12 protein-coding genes are annotated in these 20,250 nt (G+C 47.6%); 6 read left to right on the top strand and 6 right to left on the bottom strand.

The genetic code is table 11. From position 1 onward, the window contains the following. Positions 1–62: 62 nt before the first annotated feature. Together IC229_RS31530 and IC229_RS31525 are read right to left on the bottom strand one after the other, a co-directional pair. Entirely contained in the window at positions 63–305 is a 243-nt protein-coding gene (locus IC229_RS31530; protein ID WP_223834311.1) for an SMI1/KNR4 family protein, read from the bottom strand. A 357-nt stretch (positions 306–662) separates the two neighbouring features. After that, positions 663–1,076, bottom strand: coding sequence for a hypothetical protein (locus tag IC229_RS31525; RefSeq protein ID WP_190892395.1), 414 nt, complete (start codon positions 1,074–1,076; stop codon positions 663–665). A 1,010-nt stretch (positions 1,077–2,086) separates the two neighbouring features. Here IC229_RS31525 and IC229_RS31520 point away from each other — a divergent pair. The 4 genes from IC229_RS31520 to IC229_RS31505 all read left to right on the top strand — a co-directional run bounded on the left by IC229_RS31520 (position 2,087) and on the right by IC229_RS31505 (position 11,325). Continuing rightward, positions 2,087–4,483 carry an ABC transporter permease gene (locus IC229_RS31520; protein WP_190892393.1) on the top strand — a complete coding sequence of 799 codons (2,397 nt, stop codon included), beginning with the start codon at positions 2,087–2,089 and terminating at the stop codon, positions 4,481–4,483. An 847-nt stretch (positions 4,484–5,330) separates the two neighbouring features. After that, the gene (locus IC229_RS31515; RefSeq protein ID WP_190892391.1) at positions 5,331–8,204 is read left to right on the top strand and encodes a choice-of-anchor Q domain-containing protein; all 2,874 of its coding nucleotides are present in this window, start codon (positions 5,331–5,333) and stop codon (positions 8,202–8,204) included. Between the two features lie 754 nt (positions 8,205–8,958). After that, complete coding sequence (locus tag IC229_RS31510; RefSeq protein ID WP_190892389.1) at positions 8,959–9,744, top strand: helix-turn-helix transcriptional regulator; 786 nt, start codon at positions 8,959–8,961, stop codon at positions 9,742–9,744. A 51-nt stretch (positions 9,745–9,795) separates the two neighbouring features. Beyond that, positions 9,796–11,325: a serine hydrolase domain-containing protein gene (locus tag IC229_RS31505; protein WP_190892387.1), complete on the top strand. Its 1,530-nt coding sequence runs from the start codon at positions 9,796–9,798 to the stop codon at positions 11,323–11,325. Between the two features lie 543 nt (positions 11,326–11,868). On the opposite strand, the gene IC229_RS31500 is transcribed toward IC229_RS31505, so the two are convergent. The 4 genes from IC229_RS31500 to IC229_RS31485 form a co-directional block, all read right to left on the bottom strand. Next, entirely contained in the window at positions 11,869–13,779 is a 1,911-nt protein-coding gene (locus IC229_RS31500; protein WP_190892386.1) for a sensor histidine kinase, read from the bottom strand. A gap of 368 nt (positions 13,780–14,147) precedes the next feature. Further along, complete coding sequence (locus IC229_RS31495) at positions 14,148–14,687, bottom strand: cupin domain-containing protein (RefSeq protein ID WP_190892385.1); 540 nt, start codon at positions 14,685–14,687, stop codon at positions 14,148–14,150. A gap of 458 nt (positions 14,688–15,145) precedes the next feature. Beyond that, positions 15,146–15,304 carry a hypothetical protein gene (locus tag IC229_RS31490; protein WP_190892384.1) on the bottom strand — a complete coding sequence of 53 codons (159 nt, stop codon included), beginning with the start codon at positions 15,302–15,304 and terminating at the stop codon, positions 15,146–15,148. A 128-nt stretch (positions 15,305–15,432) separates the two neighbouring features. Next, positions 15,433–18,150, bottom strand: coding sequence for a beta strand repeat-containing protein (locus tag IC229_RS31485; RefSeq protein ID WP_190892383.1), 2,718 nt, complete (start codon positions 18,148–18,150; stop codon positions 15,433–15,435). A gap of 140 nt (positions 18,151–18,290) precedes the next feature. Between IC229_RS31485 and IC229_RS31480 the strand changes: the two genes are divergently transcribed. Together IC229_RS31480 and IC229_RS31475 are read left to right on the top strand one after the other, a co-directional pair. After that, positions 18,291–18,440: a hypothetical protein gene (locus IC229_RS31480; RefSeq protein WP_190892382.1), complete on the top strand. Its 150-nt coding sequence runs from the start codon at positions 18,291–18,293 to the stop codon at positions 18,438–18,440. Between the two features lie 722 nt (positions 18,441–19,162). Then, on the top strand, positions 19,163–20,194 hold the full coding sequence (locus IC229_RS31475) for a ligand-binding sensor domain-containing protein (protein WP_190892381.1): 1,032 nt from the start codon (positions 19,163–19,165) through the stop codon (positions 20,192–20,194). Positions 20,195–20,250: the final 56 nt, after the last annotated feature.

The following is a 20,250-nucleotide window of genomic DNA, read 5'->3' as shown; positions in this document are numbered from 1 at the left end:
AAGTCTCCGAAGCCATGATTCAAGTAGCAATGGTCCGAATAATGATTCGAAGATTCTAATTTTTAGACGGTCTCTAAAACCTTTTTGATATTCATTAGAACAAAACCGCCCATAAAGAGCACGAGCTTTTTTTCACCGTTAAATTTTCGTAGTAAATCAACATAGCTTTTAGGTAACTGTTTGCCAACTGTTTGCTCAAGTTCGGCAATCTCTTCCTCGGAGCAGCCATCATTCATGCATTCATCAATGTTAGGAATTTTACTGCGAACGGCACTTAAAAATGCTTCAAGTATAGGGTTCTCCATTAACTAGTCTGTTTTTTCTTTTACACTCTGTATTAAGGCGTTTCCTCTGTTACCCGGAGTCGGCCAACGAGCCCAGAGCTACTCCGTCAATACGTTTCTCGTGTCGACTGAACCTGGCAAACGAACCTAAAAGCGGCCCTGTCATTACGTTCCTCGTGTCGACCGGAGCCGACCACTACGTTGTTTTTCAGCCTGTTGAGTCCACCCAACGCCCCAAAGGGCTGATGGATTGGCGAACTACTCAAGACAACGAACGTAGCGTAGCGTCAATCTTTATACCCTTTGCATGTTGGGCTGCCTAGCTTCCTCACCGGCGAGCACCCTGTCGCAAGAGAGTTGCCCACACAATGGGAGGATTTACTTCATAAGAAAAATCCCAACCGGCGTAACGGTAATGCTATCAACTGTTTTAAAGCTTATATCCAGTTTTTGTAGGTTTTCAATTTGGAGAATCTTGTCTCGAAGTTCGGTTGGCATGGTTTGATAAAAGTAAGGCGTAGCTACTTTTTGGTAGGGGCCTTCATAATGATGCCAATCAAACACATACAAGCCATATTTCGTATAATCACGCCACACCTCAGGACTACCATAATTGGGTAGTTGAAACGTCTCTACAATTGAGTCATAAACCTGATAGTTCTTTTGCACCTCAATCGGTACGTTTCCATAACCTCCACTTGAAAATAAAGCTATTCTGCCATCTCTGTCAAGGGCAAACCAATCGAACTCGAATCCCCAAAATCTATCTTCAAAAGTCTCTTGCTGCTCCATACAATTCAACTTATGAATTTTATCAAGATACAATTTCCGGGGCGTTCGCTTTGTCAACCGAAACCCAGAAATGGAGGCCCAAATTTACCCAATTGGGGCGTTCACAATGTCAGCCGGAACCTGCCGAACGAGTCAAAAACTTGACTACTGTGACGTGCTGCCTGTCGCACGAAAGCTGTAAATTCAAGCACATTTTGGCGCTGCACCCAACATAGTATTGGGCGCGATTTTGCGGAAATTTTGTTGACTAAATGACTGATAGTTAGCCATTACTAGTTCCGTGTTTTTTTACGTCTCTTCAGCTAAATCGGACTCTAAATAGCAAAGAAATCCTTTAACAATATAATGACAAGTCGCTTGAAATTACTGCCATCCTACATCACCTTACCATAAAGTCTCTTTTATCGCCCCAATATTAATACAGACACATGAATGCTCGTTCGTCTCACGTGGGAGGGATTTGTGAGACTGGTAGACAAAACCAAAAAAAGAGGTGGCTAGCCACTGTCATCACATTTCCGACCAGTACAGCAGGTATTTCGGAGTGAGACCGTTTGTGTCCGAAAAGTTGATAAGGTTTCTAAAAAAGAGCAAACTGTGCTGAAATAATCACCTCGTGCAAAAGCTGTGCTCACAAGCAGTGGGCGCGGCTTTTGCGTGTTCGTGGGTGTACTGTCCAAACCACCAGATTTATTTTTAATAGCTGTCGACGCTAACCCGTAGCATACGGTAGCAGGTAGGCATAGGGTTTTGTTGTCTACTTTGTTCGCTTAAAAATGCGCGGAATCCGGCCACTTTGCAACTGGCCCGAAAACAGAGTAATCTTTGGTAGCTACGGCCCAAATACACGAACTGCGGGCGGGGTTCGAGCCCGATCTGGCCTTGCTGCTGGCTATGTCCCGCCCCTTAGTTAGATAGTTTCTCAAAATATTATTCGGTTGTGATAATAGTAAGCAACCTGCATAGCCTTTCAAGCATCTTGGGTTTGAGAGCTCACAAACCATACGGTCATGCTACAGAACTACTTTAAAATCGCTTGGCGCAACCTGATTAAGCGCCAAAGCTATTCCGTCATCAACATTGCTGGTCTGTCATTAGGTATGGCAGCTTGTTTGCTTATTGGCTTATTTGTAAGAGATGAGCAGCAGTACGACAAGTTTGTTCCGGGAGCTGAAAATGTTTATCGCGTTTATCAACAGACGAAAGGAGATGTAAATAATATCATAGCCACGGTGCCTCCGACATTTGCAGTAGCACTCAAGCAGAACTTTCCAGAGGTCGAGGAAGCGGTTCGTGTGATGGCTTTTAAGTCAAAACAACTAGTTGAAGCGAACGATAAAAAGCTGTACGAAGAGAACGGGTTCCTTGTGGACAGCAATTTCTTTGAGCTGTTTCCGCTCCGTTTCCGATATGGATCAGCACCCAGAGTCTTCAGCGATCCAAAATCCATTGTGATCTCTGCAGCTATGGCGGAAAAATATTTCGGCAAAGAGGATCCGGTTGGTAAGAAACTTACGCTTTCTAAAGATGTACTGCGTGTGCTGGGTGTGCTGGAAAATAACGAGAAGTTCCACTTACCACTTAATTATCTGATTTCGCTGAACACTGCAGGCATCCCTGCCGACATGATGCAAAGCTGGCAATGGTATCCTTTTAACACGTATGTGAAGCTAAGAAATGGCACTAGCGCAGCTCAGCTCCAGGCAAAGTTCCAAAGCTTTTCAAAGCCTTTCATGAAAGGCGAGGGTGATATCAATGTGCCGTACTTCCAGCCACTTGGGCAGGTACACCTCTATTCATCAGATTTTAAGTACGATATGTCCATCAGGGGTAACATCACGTATGTGAAAGCTCTTTCTGTTATCGGCATCTTCATATTACTCATCGCCTGCTTTAACTTCGTAAACCTTGCTACCTCCAGGTCGATAAAAAGAGCTAAGGAAGTAGGAGTGAGAAAAGCTGTTGGTGCGGGCAGAAAAGAGCTAATGGTACAGTTTGTTGGTGAAACAATAATGTTAGCCGCTATTAGTATGGTCATTGCTATTGCAGCCACATGTGTGCTGCTGCCTTCCCTTAATCGTTTTACGGAAAAGAGCATGGTTTTTGACCTGATCAGCAACCCCATGGTTGGACTCACATTAGTGGCGCTCACATTGATAGTAGGCATCCTTGCAGGCTTCTATCCTGCACTGGTACTATCCGCTTTTCGGCCTGTGAAAGTTTTAAAAGGGAGTGCCGTATATGAAACGGCGCTCGCAGGTGCAACATGGCTGAGAAATGGACTGGTGGTAATACAGTTTTCATTATCAGTGCTGCTTATCATTAGTGCCATTGTGATCATTAGCCAGGTGCGTTATATGCACAATAAAGATTTAGGTTTCAGAAAGGATCAGGTTCTGTTTCCAATGAAAGGTGAGAACCTTCAAAAGAAGTATGCAAGCTTTAAAAATGAATTGATACGCTACCCGGGAATAGCGTCGGTATCTATTGGCTATGGCTTCCCCGGTGATGCCTTCGGCGATGGCTTAATGACCGTAAAAGAAAATCCTGAAATAAAGCCAACAAAAGCCACACTGGTGATGGTTGATGAAGATTATATTAAAACGCTGGGGCTAAATCTACTTTCAGGCAGGGATTTTTCGAAAGATATTGCTAGTGACGTAAGCGCCTACATCATCAATGAGACGGCTGTTCGTGAATTGGGATTAAGCAGTCCTGCAAAAGCTATCGGGAAAACGCTGTCATGGCCTACATGGAGAAACCCAGACTCATTAAAAACAGGGCCGGTGATTGGCGTTGTCAAAGACTTTCACTATAAAAGCCTGCACGAAAAAATAGAACCCGCCGTGCTTCAAATCTACCCGCAGGCTTATTCTAAAGTGGCAGTCAAGATAACTGGCGCAAACATCGAAACAGCTATTGACCAAATCAGCAATGTATGGAGCCGTTACAGCCCCGACTATCCTATTGAGTACAATTTCCTTGATGAAAGCTTTGGTAAGATGTATAAAGGAGAAGACAAGCTTAAAACCTTGCTTACGCTTTTTACAGCAATAACTATTTTTGTATCTTGTCTTGGTCTACTGGGTTTAGCAGCTAATGCTGCGGAGCAGAGAAGAAAAGAGCTGGGGGTGCGAAAAGTGTTGGGTGCTACAGTGGAGGGACTTGTAGTGCTGCTCTCAAAAGATTTTGTGAAGCTCATGCTGATTTCTCTTTTGCTTGCTTCTCCTATTGCGTGGTACTTCATGAACCAGTGGTTGGACAATTTCCCTTACCGAATTACCATTAGCTGGTGGATGTTCGCAGTTGCAGGAGGACTTGCAGTGGTGCTGGCATTATTAACAGTAAGTTTCCAGACAGTAAAGGCTGCCCTCTCTAACCCCGTAAAAAATTTGAAGACAGAGTGATTTTATTGATGCAATAGTGTGGGGTGTCATGTGTAGTTATATCTGTTTACCCTCTCCTCACTTCTTAGGCCCCCAATGATTTAAGATTAGACGTTCATTTGTTTTCATTTTAACTTATATCCCGACCTCATTTGGCACCGTCCGCGGCTGCGGTCAATCCGCCTGACGGACTGTGTGGTAGACAGGCGTTGTGTACTTGCCGACAGGGTTCCGTATGCTACGGTTTAGTGTTGACAGTTACTAAAAAATCGAAGTGATTCTGTAAGGAGGCTTGTGCTGATAAAATCTAGTGATTTTATCAGCACACCCAATACATTTCGGAAATCTAAAGAAGCGTCCCTCGACCGGTCAGCCGTGGTCCGGCATTCCGTGCTGGGCTTATCTAACCTGACCTGCTTGTTTGGTTATGCTCAATACTATGCGCAGTAAAACTGGTAGGAAAGCATCTCCTTAAACGCCCCAATAATGAAGCAGATATATGAATGCGGCTTCGTCTCACTTGGGAGCGATTTGTGAGAATATATAACGCAAGTTCACAAATTTGGAACGACTTTTCTAAGCCTAGATCTCGGTTAGTAAGTAAGCATGGCATTGCTACTCAATAAGCCCTAAAGCTCTTGATAGGATATAACAGGTGCCTAAGTCCTCGTGTCCAATGCAGGAGTAGAGAAATTCGAGTAGAATACCTAGTAGGAAACTTTTCTACTACGAATGACGATAGCGACATATCGCTGGTCGCACGATTGACTAGCTTCAAAGAAACAAGCCGTAAATAATCTCTACTTAACAGATGGTTCTATAAACTTACTGACTTTATAGTTTTAGAACCCATTGGCTACATTTTACTATGCCTTATTGCTACGTCTCCTCTGCCTATTGGTTCGTTTCCCGTTTTATCCTGCTGATATGCCTATTGGTAGGACTCTCTTCGGTTCATCTGCTGGCCCAAACCGTCCGCTACGTTAAACCTATCGCATCCGGTTTGAGTAACGGTTCTTCCTGGAACAATGCCTCGCCCGATTTGCAGGCAATGATTAACGCCAGTGCGTCAGGGGATCAGGTCTGGGTAGCGTCTGGCACTTACAAGCCCACTGCCACCACCGACCGATCCATCAGCTTTGCCATGAAAAACGGCGTGGCCATCTACGGGGGCTTTTTGGGTGCCGAAACCAATCTGAGCCAGCGCCCTGCTATCAACACCACCACGCCCTCCAGCACTACCCTTAGTGGAGATATTGGTACCATCGGCGACAACAGCGACAACTCCCTTCATGTCATTCGTAACCCGCCGGGATTGACTACTAGTGCCATTCTTGATGGCTTTATTATCACCAGCGGTAACGCTAACGGCAGTATTACGCTGGGGCCGCCGGACAATATTGGTGGCGGGATGTTGAACATTGGGAAAGGCGCTGGGCAGGTATGCAGTCCCCTGATTCGCCAATGCGTATTTGTGGCCAACCAGGCGGGCTTTGGCGGAGCGATGCACAACGATGGTCAAGAGGGAGGTAGCAGTAGCCCAGTGCTCATCAACTGTGTCTTTCTTAATAACACGGTCACAAATAATGGGGGAGCGATGATCAACTCTTGTGATATGTATAGCAGCAGCCGCCCCCTGCTGACCAACTGTGTCTTTCAAAACAATACAGCCACCCATCATGGAGGAGCGATGCTCAACGCTGGGACCAGCAACCCACGGTTAACGAATTGTTCCTTTCTAAGTAACACAGCTGGTTATTCGGGTGGGGCGATATACGGCAACGGAGATTCCCAGTTGATCAACTGCGTGCTATGGAACAATGGAGGAGCCTTTACGTTTTTCAACAATGGCACTGAAGCTGCCGCAACCGTCAGCTACAGCCTGTTCGACGCTTCGGTAACGTACTACACCAGCGGACCCGGTAATCTGACCACCACCAATTCGCCGTTTGTCTCCGGCACCGATACCCGACTGGCGGCTGACTCCCCCGCCATCAATACCGGTGATCCGGCTACTACCTCCACCACTGGAGACCTGACTGCCGTGAGCAACTTCGATCTGGCAGGCAACTCTCGCTTTTTGGGTGGTCGCATCGACATGGGGGCGTATGAGTTTTCCACCCGGCTCTACGTACGGGCTTCGGCATCGGGGGCGAACACTGGTCAGAACTGGACCGATGCCTTTCCTGATCTGCAAACAGCCCTGACCTATTCGGGCAACCAGAATGAAATCTGGGTGGCGGCCGGCACCTATAAACCTACGTCCACCATCGACCGTACTATTAGTTTCTCTATGAAAAACGGGGTGACGATCTTCGGGGGCTTTGCAGGCACTGAAACTACCCTGAGCCAACGCCCCACTATCGACAACACCACACCTTCCAGCACTACGCTCAGCGGTGAGATTGGCAGTCCCAGCAGCACCACCGACAACTCCTACCACGTCATCAACAATCCCGCTGGATTGAACATCACGGCTATTCTCGACGGTTTTGTCATCACCGGGGGTAACGCCAACAACAATTTTTCGGACTATTCCGGTGGCGGGATGTATAACAATGGGAGTGGAAGTGGTCAGGTGTGCAGTCCGCTGATCCGTCAGTGTAGTTTTGTGGCCAACCAGGCTGCTTTTGGAGGAGCCGTCTTTAATAACGGCAGCTTGTCGGGTAACAGTAGTCCGGTGCTGACCAACTGCGTTTTTCAAAGCAACTCTGCACCATCAGCGGGTGGAGCGTTGTGCAACCTAGGTCAAGGAGGAATCAGTAACCCAACACTGACCAACTGCGCCTTTCAAGATAACACATCCACTCAAGGCGGGGCGATGTGGAATAGTGGTTATGCATCGGGTATTTGCAACCCACAGCTGACGAACTGTTCCTTTCAAGGTAATACCGCCACAAGGGTGGGGGGGGCCTTGTACAACGACAATAGTAGTCCAGTGCTCAACAACTGTGTCTTTCAAAGCAATACGGCCAATGGGGGCGGGGCATTGTACAACAATGCTTTTATGGGCAACAGCAACCCGCTACTGACCAACTGTTCGTTTCAAAATAATACGGCCCAATCTGGCGGGGCGATGATCAATGATGGGGATGATGGGCCCGATGGCACCAGTAGTCCCCGGCTGACCAACTGTTCCTTTCAGGCTAACATGGCTACAGTGAAAGGCGGGGTGATGTATAACGTGGGAGCGGTCGGCACCACCCGGAGCAGTCCCGTGCTGATCAACTGCGTGGTGTTCAATAATGGAGGAGCCAACACCATTGTCAACAACAACGCATCGTTAACGACCAGCTACAGCCTCTTTGATACCTCAGTCAACGGCTACACTAGTGGACCGGGAAATCTGATTGTGACTACGTCGCCCTTTGCTTCCACCACCAGCACCCAACTGGCCCCCACCGCCCACGCTATCAACACGGGCGATCCGAACACGACCACGGCCACAGTAGGTACCACCGATCCGGCCGGCACTCCCCGGTTTGCGCAGGGACGTATCGACATGGGCGCCTTCGAATGGGGCACTACGTGTCAGGGACTCGTCACCTCCATTAGAGCCGGTAACTGGAATGACCCCACCGTGTGGGCCTGTAACGTAGTGCCTATCAGCACAGACATTGTTCAGCTCAACCACGTCGTGACGTTGCCGACCAGCTACGTAGCACCGATCAAAACGCTACGAAACAGCAATACTGGGAAGGTAATGTATCAGAGTGGAGCCAAGGTGAGGCTGGGTTTCTGATATGTGGAAATCAAGGCTTCACCCAACAACAATTCCATTAAATCTTGGTAGTTCACCATCTCCTGAAACGCTCCATTTTTAAAGCAGACACATGAATGCTGCTTCGTCTCACGTAGGAGCGATTTATGAGATTTTGAAATTACGCTAATCCTGCTCGGTTTTGGTTTTTGTTAAGCAACTCCGCAAGTAATGTTGTCAGTGCTCCCAGATCGGTCTGTACTGCAAAACGGGGCCATCCAGGCCGGACCAAAATGAAAATAGGGAAACCAATTGCCAAGCAAGTATCTCGTCAATGGCTAAACAAAGCTTACTTTCATTATTTCACTAAGTTTCTTGCCCAATAATTAGCTTGAAAACTTACGACTCAGAAATTTTAGGGCAGTAAAAGAAACGACCGTTTTCTTTACTATAACTGAAATTTAGCACTTTATGGGGCTATTTTCATTTTGGCCCTGTAAAGTGCTAAAGACCAATAATGGATCTTATAATAAGCAATGTACTGTTGTCAATGCAGGGTAATAATTATATAATTTATCAGATAGTGAAATCGTTAGTAACTACTGAGCTGGTGATATCGGCTGAGCGTTTCGTCCTATCGATCAAGGCTAGAATACATAAGCAACAACATCCGGCAAGTTGGCTCCGCTTGGTCTACTTTTTGTGACTTCCCACTTAGTATTGATAATCCGAAACTAACTGATTGTTTAAATCTTGAACATCGTAACCGTATACAATCTCGTTCACATCATTGTAAATGATTAACCTAAGCAACGGCCAGTATTTGGGTGTCAATAAGAAGCAATATGAGGCCGGGGGACTTATATTGACCGAAACAGAATACCATACAATGGTATTTGAAGGATGGCACGCACATAATAATGTTCACATCAGTTTGATTATTAAGGGGCGTAACCGGGAAGAACGTCAGCAAAAGACAATGATTGCGCAGCCGGGCACGCTTCTTTTTTATCACCAGGATGAATTTCACCGGAACCTACATACCAACCATCCCTCCAAAAATATTAATTTGGAAATCACTGGGGAGTTTATGAAATGCCATGAACTGGGAGAAAATGGGCTGGAAACCATCACCCGACACCCCAATGTCAGGTTTAGCCTATTAAAAATGTTTTGGGAAGCTGGCCAGGCAGACCAACTTTCAGCAGTATCTATTCAAATGTTGTTACTGGAACTGCTCGACCTTACTAGAGGGCTAACTGAAAAGCAACCACCAAAGTGGCTGAGAACCCTATTGGAATTTCTCCAGGATAATTGGCAACAGCCCCCAACTCTAAGTGGGCTGGCCATACTGGTGGGGGTCAATCCCATTACCATATCGAAACACTTTTCAAGATACATGGGGTGTACACTCGGCGAATACCTGCAAAAACTCAAAGTACAGCATGCTTTGCAACTGATTGCTACCGGTATGCCTTTAACGGAGGTGGCTTATTCTTGCGGTTTTGCCGACCAGAGTCATTTTATCCGTAATTTCCGTGAGCAGACTGGCTTTTTGCCCAAAATATATCAGAAACTCTAGAAGGCAAATTTCATTCTATTTTCAACAGGATTTATGGCTCAATTTTGAGTTATGAAGAACTTGAAGACCTATACTCTGCTCTTTGTGTTACTCGTATGTAATACTGGTTTTCCCAGTAAAGCACAAAGTCATGCCGCAATTGAACAGCTAAAGGCGTACTATAAAGGTCTGGAAGATAGAAGCGAACTCAATGGCAATCTATTGGTAGCCCAAAACGGAAAGGTGCTGTATGCGCATTCTTTTGGCTATGCAAACTTTGAACAGCGAGTCTTAAATACCCCAAACACTGGATTTAATACGGCTTCCCTTGGCAAAACCTGTACAGCAATCGCCGTAATGCAATTGGTTGAACGGCACAAGATTACCCTCGATGCAGCGTATGCCCGCTATTTTCCAGACTTTCCCTACAAGGACGTTACCATCCGGCAACTGCTTTCCCATACTTCAGGTATGTCTGACCAAGAGCTAGCACCGATTTTTGGTGCTTATAAAGCAAAACATCCGGAGTTAATATTAGCCAACAACGATTTGGTTCCTGTACTTGCCGAAGTAAACGTACAGTTAAAGTTACGACCAGGTGAAAAATGGTGGTACAGCAACATTGGTTTTCAACTATTGGGCGGATTGGTAGAAAAACAATCGGGTGAACGTATGGGTGATTACCTTGATAAACATTTATTTAAACCCGCAGGCATGCTATATACCTATCTCAGGAATCGGACCTATCATCCTTACCTTCTGCAACCCTATGCGGATAATTATGATTATGCTGCCACCTTTGATACCGTGAGGACAAAATTTGATGGTACGCGTAGTTATTACTACAATAACGATAACATGTCCGGGAACGGTGGTATCATCACGACCACCGCTGATTTATTGCGCTACGATGAGGCACTCTATAATGGCACTTTTCTGACCAGGGCAAGCTTGAACCAGCTTTTCACGCCTAGCAGGCTAAAAAACGGTTCGGTAAATGAGATATGGTTGAACATTGGCAATATGGGCACTGCCGATGACGGTCTCGGTTGGTTTATTTTCCGCGATAAAAGCATGGGTACGATCGTGTGGCATACGGGCGGCATGCCCGGTTGTTCCGCGATTTTTTTGCGAAACCTAACTAAAAAGCAAACGGTAGTGATGCTTGACAATGTCAACAGTGAAAAAATGTATCCCAAAGCCCTTAATGCCCTGCGAATATTGAATGGTAAAGCTCCGCTGACGGTCCCCCAATCGTTGACAAAGCTGTATGGTAAAGCCTTATACGCAAAGGGCGAAACCTATGCCACTTCCCTTTTACTTCGTCTGAAAAATGATTCACTCCATTATGTTTTGAATGAAAATGAGATGAATAATCTGGGTTATGCTTTCTTGGAACACAAGCACTTATCAGAAGCGCTCACTACCCTTAAGTTAAATACGAGACTTTACCCGCAAAGCGATAATGTATATAACAGTTACGGAGAAGCCCTATTAGAAAGTGGCGACAAGCCGGGTGCCATTGCTATGTATCGTAAATCGCTGGCCATTAATCCTAAAAACGAGGATTCCCTAAAAGCGTTGAAAGCACTCGACCAGTAACCTGAATAAAGTAACCCCAAATTTAGTTTCTCAGCGCCTTTGCTAAGTACATCAATGAGACCCCTGTTTTTGTCAAGTTCTTGGCTTGACGCGCTTGTTTAGTGCTCATAAGCGAGCTTTGTGTTTGCTCATAGTGGAATGACAGATCAATACTTTGCTTCAATCTGTGGTAAAAAATTAGTGATTGGTACCACCTTACCGAGCAGGGAAAGCGTACCTGATGCTGGGGAGAGTTGCTGTTTGCCTACCATAGTTAATGATAGGCAACAGCCTCAAGGCTAACAAGCTGCGTTGTGCAACAGCCACGCCCAATTTAAGCAGCACACACAGAAAGATTCGTTCGTCTCAGATTGGAGCGTTACTTGAGATTATAAAAAGTGGATAATAAACAAGAAACGAACATTGCCGTGTTTTTACGCTAGTTGTAAATAACTCTTCTATGTAAGTGAAGAACCTGGCGAATGCCTGTTAGAGCCTAAATTAGAACGTTTCGTTGGTAGGGTAACAAAATTGCCTGAGCCAAGAACAGGAGTCGGTTTTAGCTTAAACCCAATTGGGCAAGGTCAGGTCGGGCTGATTCATGACAGGCAGGTAAATATGGAAACTAGCCCCTTCATCGAGTTTACTCTCCACCCGCAACATGCCTTCATGATTCATCACAATCTGCTTGCAAATGGCTAACCCAATCCCACTGCCCGGATACGAATTTTTGCCATGTAGTCGCTCAAACAGTTTAAAGATCCGGTCGATATATTGCTCTTCGAAACCAATCCCGTTGTCAAGCACACTGAGTTCGTAGTACGAGTGATGGCTTCTGGAAACGGGTAATAAGGAACCAGGTAGCGTGTGTGCTGCCACCACCTGACAGCGTATCGATATCCGCGGTTTTCGGCCCTGTTTGGTAAACTTGAGCGCATTGGACACTAAATTACTAAAGAGTTGCTGCAACTGAACCGGATCGCCCCAAACCTGAGGCAGTTGATCGACTTCAACGAGAGCCTGCTTTTCAACAATAATTAATTCCAGATCGTCGAGAATCCCATCCATGAGCCTGCCTAAATCGACTCGTTGGTGTGGACTGTGGGAGCCGCCCAATTGGGAATAATTCAGTAAACCACGAATGAGATGACTCATTCGTTCGCCGGTTTGGAGCATCCTGTTTACTAATTGGGTTCCCGAATCCGGTAAGATAGGCCCATGTTGTTGCAAGAGCAGTTCCCCAAAGCTTTGAATCTTGCGCAACGGGGCTTGCAGGTCATGACTCGCCACAAACGCAAACTGGGCTAAATTGTCATTCGACTCCTGCAATTGATGAAGTGTTCGTTCGGCTTTTTCTTTAGCCTGCTGGTGATCGGTTACGTTGATGAAGGTCACCACAACCCGGTCATCGTTTTGTTTGACAGCCGATACCTCAAACCACCCTTCTAGTCCCTGATCGTCTTGATAATATTGCATCGAATGTTCAGCCTCACCCGTATTGACGACGCGTTTATACAGCGCCAGAAAACCGTTCTGGGCGTTGCCGGGAAATATGTCTAATAGGGTACGACCCAGAAGCTCATCCACATCCCGACCCGTCATTCGTTTCACCGTCGTGTTGGCTGTATCCATCCGAAAATCAATGATTTCCCCCTGTTCATCACGCAGCGCCGACATCGAAAGAATGCCGTTGAGAGAGGCATCTAAGGTGGTTCGCAACTGATCGGTTTGTCGGATCAAATCCGCTTCGAGTTGCTGTTGCTGAGCCAGTTGACCCACCAGCATTTCCTGAAGTTGATGGAGTCGCCGTTGGTGACGAACGCTCTTTCGCAGCACTTGAGCCAGCGAAGCCGCTGTTAGCACCATCAACAGACAGATTCCGACTAACCAGCGCCCCCACCATTTGCCTTGGCGAGTAGCCTCCCCAAGGCTTGACTGACGACGAACCAGCCGTTGCTTTTCCAGGGCGGTCATCTGGCTTATCTGGTGACGAATGCGGTCCATCAGGGGTTTCCCTTCCTTAATTTCCCGTTGGGCTAATCCCGGATTCGGCCCCTTCTGGCGAAGTTGAATCAGGCTTTGACTAAGCTGTACTCGTTGACGAATTAATTGCTGAAGAATCGCAAAGAGCTGCTTCTGCTCAGGATAACTAGCCATGAGAGGCCGCAGAGTATTTAAATGGATAGGAAGTTCCTGTAAGGCAACCTCATAGGGCTCTAAAGCGCTTCTATGCCCACTCAATAAGTAGCCTCGGGTACCTGTTTCAGCCTCGACGGCTAAGGTATTGACGAGTCCCAACATCGAAATGATGGTACTCGTTTGTAGCACCCACTCCTCATGATGCTGGCGCAGTTGCTGGCTCTGATAAAGCGAATAAATAATGACGGATAAGCAGGTGAGGGTAAATAAAAATGGGGCCAGCACACGGGCGCTGGAGAACTTTTGCGTCAATGCTGGCGGAAGAGGTATACTCATTTACAGTGGTTTACTGGCAAAGGTACTGGTTAGCCCCTTGTTAGTAGAGTGAGTAGTCCTCAGATCTTGACCTGAATTGCTCTTGGCCCAACTAGAGACTATGAGCAGGTTAACTATTTGTTCGTAGTAAAGTTTACCCAGTTGCTTACCTTTCTATTTTATTAACTGTTTAGTATCCTAATCGAGGCGAGTAATCATCTAAGGCAATTTGTCTAAGTGTTTTAATAAACGCCCCATTTTTGGTGCAGACAGATGAACGCTCGTTCGTCTCAAGTGGGAGCGTTTCAGGAGACAATAAAGTTTTTAGTTACTGAAGTCAGCACTGCCTCTAATAGAATCGCCTACTAGCGGGATGATCTCCCCACCCGCTAATACTGTAAGCCGAAAACCTTGGCTACCCAACCCAGCCCTTTGATGGCCACATCAGGCGGGCTTTTAGCAATAATCTCGGATCGATAGTTGTTCATCAGCACACTCATATACAGAACCGTTCGTAGATTCATCCGAAAACGGTTTCGACGCTGGTCGGTGACCTTATCCAGTACTTTACAGACATCCTCGAAGTAGTTTTCCATCTTCAAGGCAGGCTGATGCGTATTGAAGACGCGTACGATCTGATCGGTCGGGTTGCGAAAACAGTGGGTAACCCCTTTAGGCACCGAGAGGTGGTCCCCTTGGCTGGCGGCAATCCACCGATCATGGATAAAGAACTCCATGTCCCCCTCCAACACCTGATAGGTTTCGATGGCATGGGGGTGGACATGCACCAAGGGGTCCTTCATGTTACAACCCGGCAACAACTCCCAGTGAAGATCTAAGGACTTGCCTAGGGTGTCGGCACTGGCTTGTAAGACAGTAAACTTCATACCGACCGGAGTCATATCCAGAATTTGTCCTTTGGTAGCCATACTGAGGGTCACGGGTTTAGACTAGTGAATATAGGCAATAAGTGGAAAAAAAGCCAGTTGCTTCCCCAATAAGCTTGCGGGGTGCATCTCGTTCATCTTTCTTATAAACGCTCGGAATCGAGGCACTACTGTAAGTCTCCCTCGTCGCTCATTGAGGAGCCTTTTGTGAGAATTGAAAAACGGGTGTCCTTGGGGTTATGAGAATTAAGCATGAGCAAAATTTGGCGGCTCTACTCCTTGTACCCCCGTTAGTCCATGCTAGTCACCAGCCCTAGCCTAGACTAGACTCCTAGCTGGCGTAAGAACTGCTTTATATCCCGAATACGCCAACGGGGAATCGCTATATCCTGCTTATGATTACCAACCCTTAACACCACTACCAACTGTCGGGACTCGTTGCGATGCCGACCCACGATCAGACCAGGATCAACTGCCAGATGCTTGCTCAGGCGCACCAGCTAGGGGAAACGCTGGCAGATGGTACCTAGCATAATGGACAATAGGTAGTACCCTCCGTTGCGAAAATACACATGGGTATAATTGCCTTCGGCCAGTGTCCAGCTCACCTGGGGTTGACTATTAGGAAGGTGGAATTTTAAGTAGGGCGTTGGTTTCATAAACAATTGTCGCTTGTGAGAATGAGTTGAGAATTTAGGAGCGAGGTTGGTTAGCCCTGTGGAGTATCCAGAGAATAGCCCTGGTCTATCTGCTCCGTTCTCTGGATACCCCACACGTTGGTCGGGGGTTAATTCCCCCCCAGCCGCAGCTTACTGCCAGTACCAAACACCAACCTACCGCTGGCACTGTAGAGCACCTGCAAGACCTGCCCCTGGTAACTGGCCGGCAAATTCACCACATGATTCAGCGTCACCGCATCAGACAGTAGGGGTATCCGGCCACACGACCACACACTCCCATCGGTCCAATCCCCGGCCTTCAGGCTGTAGAGGTTCGTCACCGTAACGGAGGTGGTGGCGGTGGCGACTTGCCCCTGGCGGCTCACCGTTAGGGTGAAGGTCTGCACCCCTGAGCCGGTGGCTGTCAGGCTCTGACTAAAGGCCGAGGTGGTGCCTGTGCCGCTGATGGGGTTGCTGCCGCCCCAGAGTGTGTAGCTGTAGCTGCTGGTGAGGTTGCCCACCGTAGCGGTGAAGGTAACCGGACTTCCTACGCACACGGTGGTTGGGGTAGCGGCCAGTCCGGTCAGGGTCGTAGGCGGAGCACTCACCGTCAGCCGGTAGGCCGCACTGCTAGCCGAACAGCCGGTAGCATCCCGGCCCAGCACGGTGAGGGTAAAGCTGCCAGCCTGGGTGGGCGTGCCCGATAGCACGCCCGTGGTAGCCAGACTCAGCCCCGTAGGCAGGCTGCCGCTGGCCAGACTGTAGCTGTAGGGGCTGGTGCCGCCAGCAGCCACAAAGTGCTGGCTGAAGGCTATCCCTACGGTGGCCGTGTTCACACTGGGGACAGTGAGGGTGAGGCTGGCGGGAGCCGCCTGGTACTCGTAGGCGCCCCTATCGATTACACCGTTGTTGAAAAAACGAGGGCTTCCCGCCAGGTCATTGGTGGGACCGCCATTGGTGGTGTATCCTGCGTTATTGCCGGTGTTAATAGCCGGACTACAGCCGTTGAGCCGGATATCGGTGGAACTCACAAACGGCGAGACGGGAGTGATCAGATTGTTACCGCCATTAGTATAGCTCGTCACTGAAGGCTCTAATAGACTGTATCGGACCGTTACACTATTGGTATAATAAAACGTATTGGCTCCTCCATTCCCAAACAGCACACAGTTGGTTAGTATAATATCATTGGCCGCGATATTGTATATCCCTCCGCCCCCGCCAAAAAACGAATTATTGAGGAAACTACAGTTAGTCACAGTGGCACTGCTGCTGCTATTAGTGATCCCCCCGCCATAGTTAGCCGAGTTACTGAGGAAGACACAATTGATCAGACCGAGATAGTTGTTTCCCTCATTGAACACACCCCCTCCATAGCTAGTAACCGAATTGCTCAGGAAGTTACAGCTTGTCAGCCTGAGATCACTGTCTTTATTAGATATCCCCCCACCGTCCCCAGAAGCGGTATTACGCTCAAATCTACAAGTGGTTACCCTGAGATTGCTAGCAAGATTATACATGCCTCCACCTGAACCCGTAGTTTTATTGTTTAAAAAGGTACAGGCATCCACGGTGGGACTGCCACTATCGGTGAACATGCCTCCCCCAGTGGTAGCCGAATTACTCTGAAAACTACAGCCGGTCAGCCGGGGAGAGCTGCTGAGGACATTATATATGCCCCCGCCAGTGGTAGCCGAATTGCTCTGGAAACCACAGGTGGTCACAGTAGGACTACTACCATCATTGTACATGCCTCCACCATTACCGCCCGAAGTAGCCGTATTACTTTGAAAGGTACAGTTGGTTACAGTGGGACTGCTACCATCGTTGTACATGCCCCCGCCTGAACCCGTAGTCCTATTGTTCAAAAAGGTACAAGCATCCACGTTGGGACCGCTACCATCATTGAACATGCCTCCCCCAGTAGTAGCCGAATTACTCTGAAAACTACAGCCGGTCAGCCGGGGAGAGCTGCCCATAAGATTAGACATTCCCCCGCCGTAGCTAGCCGTGTTACTCACGAAGCTACAAGTAGTCATACTGGGATTGCTGCTCTCAAGATTGACTAGCCCCCCGCCGTAGCCGGCCGAATTATTCTGAAAACTACAATTGCTCAAACTGGGAGCACTTCCCTTATTGGACATACCCCCGCCATCGCTCGCCGAATTTCCCTGAAAGCTACAGCTGCTCACACTGGGATTGCTATTACTGTTGTACATCCCTCCGCCTGACCCGACCAAAGCTACATTACGTTGAAAGACACAACCGGTTACCGTTGGACTGGTATTCACATTAATCATGCCCCCCCCATTTTGGTCATCAGCATTCCCATTCGCATTGCCCCACGTAATGACAAAGCCATCCAGCACCGCTGTATTGGTCAGTCCAGTGGGATTGCTGATCACGTGGTAGGCATTGTCGACATAATTGCCGACCACACCCAGATCGCCACTCAGCACGGTGGTCAGGCTGCTGGGGTTGCGCTGGGCCAGGGTGGGCGTACCACTCCCCGCAAAGCCCCCCAGAATTCTCACCCCATTCTTCATAGCAAAGCTCACTGTACGGCTGGTGTTAGCATTGCCACCGGGTTTGTAAACGCCCGTGGCTACCCAGACCTGATCGCCCGGGTTACTGGCGTTGATAGCGCCCTGCAAGTTGGTGGTGCTATTGCCCCAGGTGGTGGCCGTTGCCGGGTTGTTGTTAGTGCCGTTGACCCGCACGTAGCGAATGGTTTGGCCCTGAACCAGCAGGCTGGCACCCAGCATCAGTACCAGCAGACTGACCGTCCATTGCCCGAAACGAAGAGCGAATGATAAAGAAATAGTCATAAACATGATTCGTTGCATGCGTTATTAATGGAAAAAGAAAATGCCACACCTGCTCTGGGGTCGCTAAAAACTAAATCGAATCGGTCCATTTATCCATAGATGATGCCCTTGGCCAGATGAGACAATCCAATGTAGCCCTTTAGGGCGAAACCAGAAGTTTGCTTACTCCGCAAAGCCCCAATCACCGCCATGACATCCGGACCCGGCAGAAGGATCACAACCTAGGCTGTCTGGTTATGCTGTCCGGCGAACCCAAAGCCATTGAAGCACCACTAACACCCCAGTCGATAGTAGGTGTAGTAGACTAAAAGATTGAGTAAGGCCCAGGTGGCCGATGGCCTCCCCCGAATGGGTCCACTGTGGTTAGCCTGAGGAAAGCACATGCCCAAGACTCCATCAAAGGTAGGGAACTCTCTCCCCTTCGGACGATAACAAATGATTCAAATGCCATAACAAATGATTCAATTGTGGCCCAAACACCAAAAAATGCGAATGAAGTCCGTCAACGTAGTCTTCGGTGACACCCTGGCGGGTACGCACCGGTTAGGTATCCCGAAACGCAGCTCAATAACCAGCCGGAGGGTATGGAATTGATGGAACCGCGGTGGTGGGTCGGAATCTGCACCACCACCTGTGGGGGACCAGTGGAGTGCTAGTAAATCCAGGCTTTGGCCAGCCTGTGGTTTATTGAAATGAGGACTTCACGTTATCTGTTGAGCGCCAATGTCTGGCTCGTTTACGGTCTATTTAATCGCCCATATTTTGAAGCATATCTATGAACGCTCTATCGTATCACCTAGGAGGGTTTTTCTAAGATAGTTGTGAACATTCTTGTAAAGTATATTCTAATCTTAGGAGCTAAGATCCATAGTAGTCACTAAAATCGGACGGCACAGGCCGCCCTGCGCCGAAGCGGCAGCATTTACATTTCGTTAACCTTCTTTTACAGGTCATTAACTGACGATAGGATCGAAACTTTTAGCTTTGCGGTCCACCGCAGTGGTTGAAAGCCTTGAAAACAAAACCAGTAATGACTAAAGGCGTATTCGTTTGTGTTTTATGGATACTTGTTTTTTGCACTCCCTGTGCAGGAAAAAAAACAACAGACATCCCAAAAGATACTATCCATTACAATAGCAGAGACACAGTCACTGCTTACGGGCCGAACTCAATGGTTCGCAATGTCAAGCAAGGGCGAAACGGAACTATTTTGATTGCCGCATGGAAGGGTATTTTTCGATACGACGGAAAATCGTTCACCAATATAACCAGTAAAATAAGTTCGCCCAGCTTCTGGGATGTCCTGGAAGATCGAAACGGAAATCTTTGGTTAGCTACCAGGGATTCAGGGGTTTATTATTACGATGGAAAATCCTTTCAACAGTTTACAACCCGGCAAGGACTTGCCAATAATTTTGTTTGTACAATTTATGAAGATAGAGCCGGCATTATTTGGTTGGGCACCGGAGATGGAGTAAGCCGTTACGATGGGAAATCCTTTCGAAATTTCAGCACGAAAGACGGACTTTCTAATAATAGTATTACTACCATCCTAGAAGACAAAACCGGGAAATTATGGTTTGGCACAAGGGGTGAGCCCTGTTTTTATGATGGAAAGACATTTACTGTTTTCAGAAATAAAGCGGGTAAAGCCTTTACCAACGTTTGGTCGATCATCGAAGACAAAAAAGGGGCTATTTGGCTGGGTGACAATGATGGTCTTTGGCGCTATGACGGCAGTAGCTATACCCTGGTATCGAAGCGAGGTGCTTCAGCAATGATCGAAGATAAAAAAGGGAACATCTGGACTACGGGTAGCATAGATCCGCCTAATGGAAAGGTCTGGGCACTTTCCCGGTACGATCAATCATCGCTGTACAATGCAAAGCCAACTGTAACCGAAGTAATGTCCATAGAAGGACCGGGCATGCTTTGTGGGCTTCTGGAAGCTACGGATGGCAGTATTTGGTTTGGCGCGTTGGGGTCTACAAGTGGCGTGTTTCGTTATGATGGAAAAACCATTACGGACTTTAGAAAAAACAAGATCAGAAATAATGGGTAGGCCATCTCCTTAAACGCCCCATTTTTAAAGCAGATACATGAATGCTGATTCGTCTC

The sequence above is a fragment of the Spirosoma profusum genome, assembly GCF_014699005.1.
In the GTDB taxonomy this organism is placed as follows: domain Bacteria; phylum Bacteroidota; class Bacteroidia; order Cytophagales; family Spirosomataceae; genus Spirosoma; species Spirosoma profusum.
Note: the sequence above shows the minus strand (reverse complement) of the source record. Positions and strands in the feature narration are given on the sequence as shown.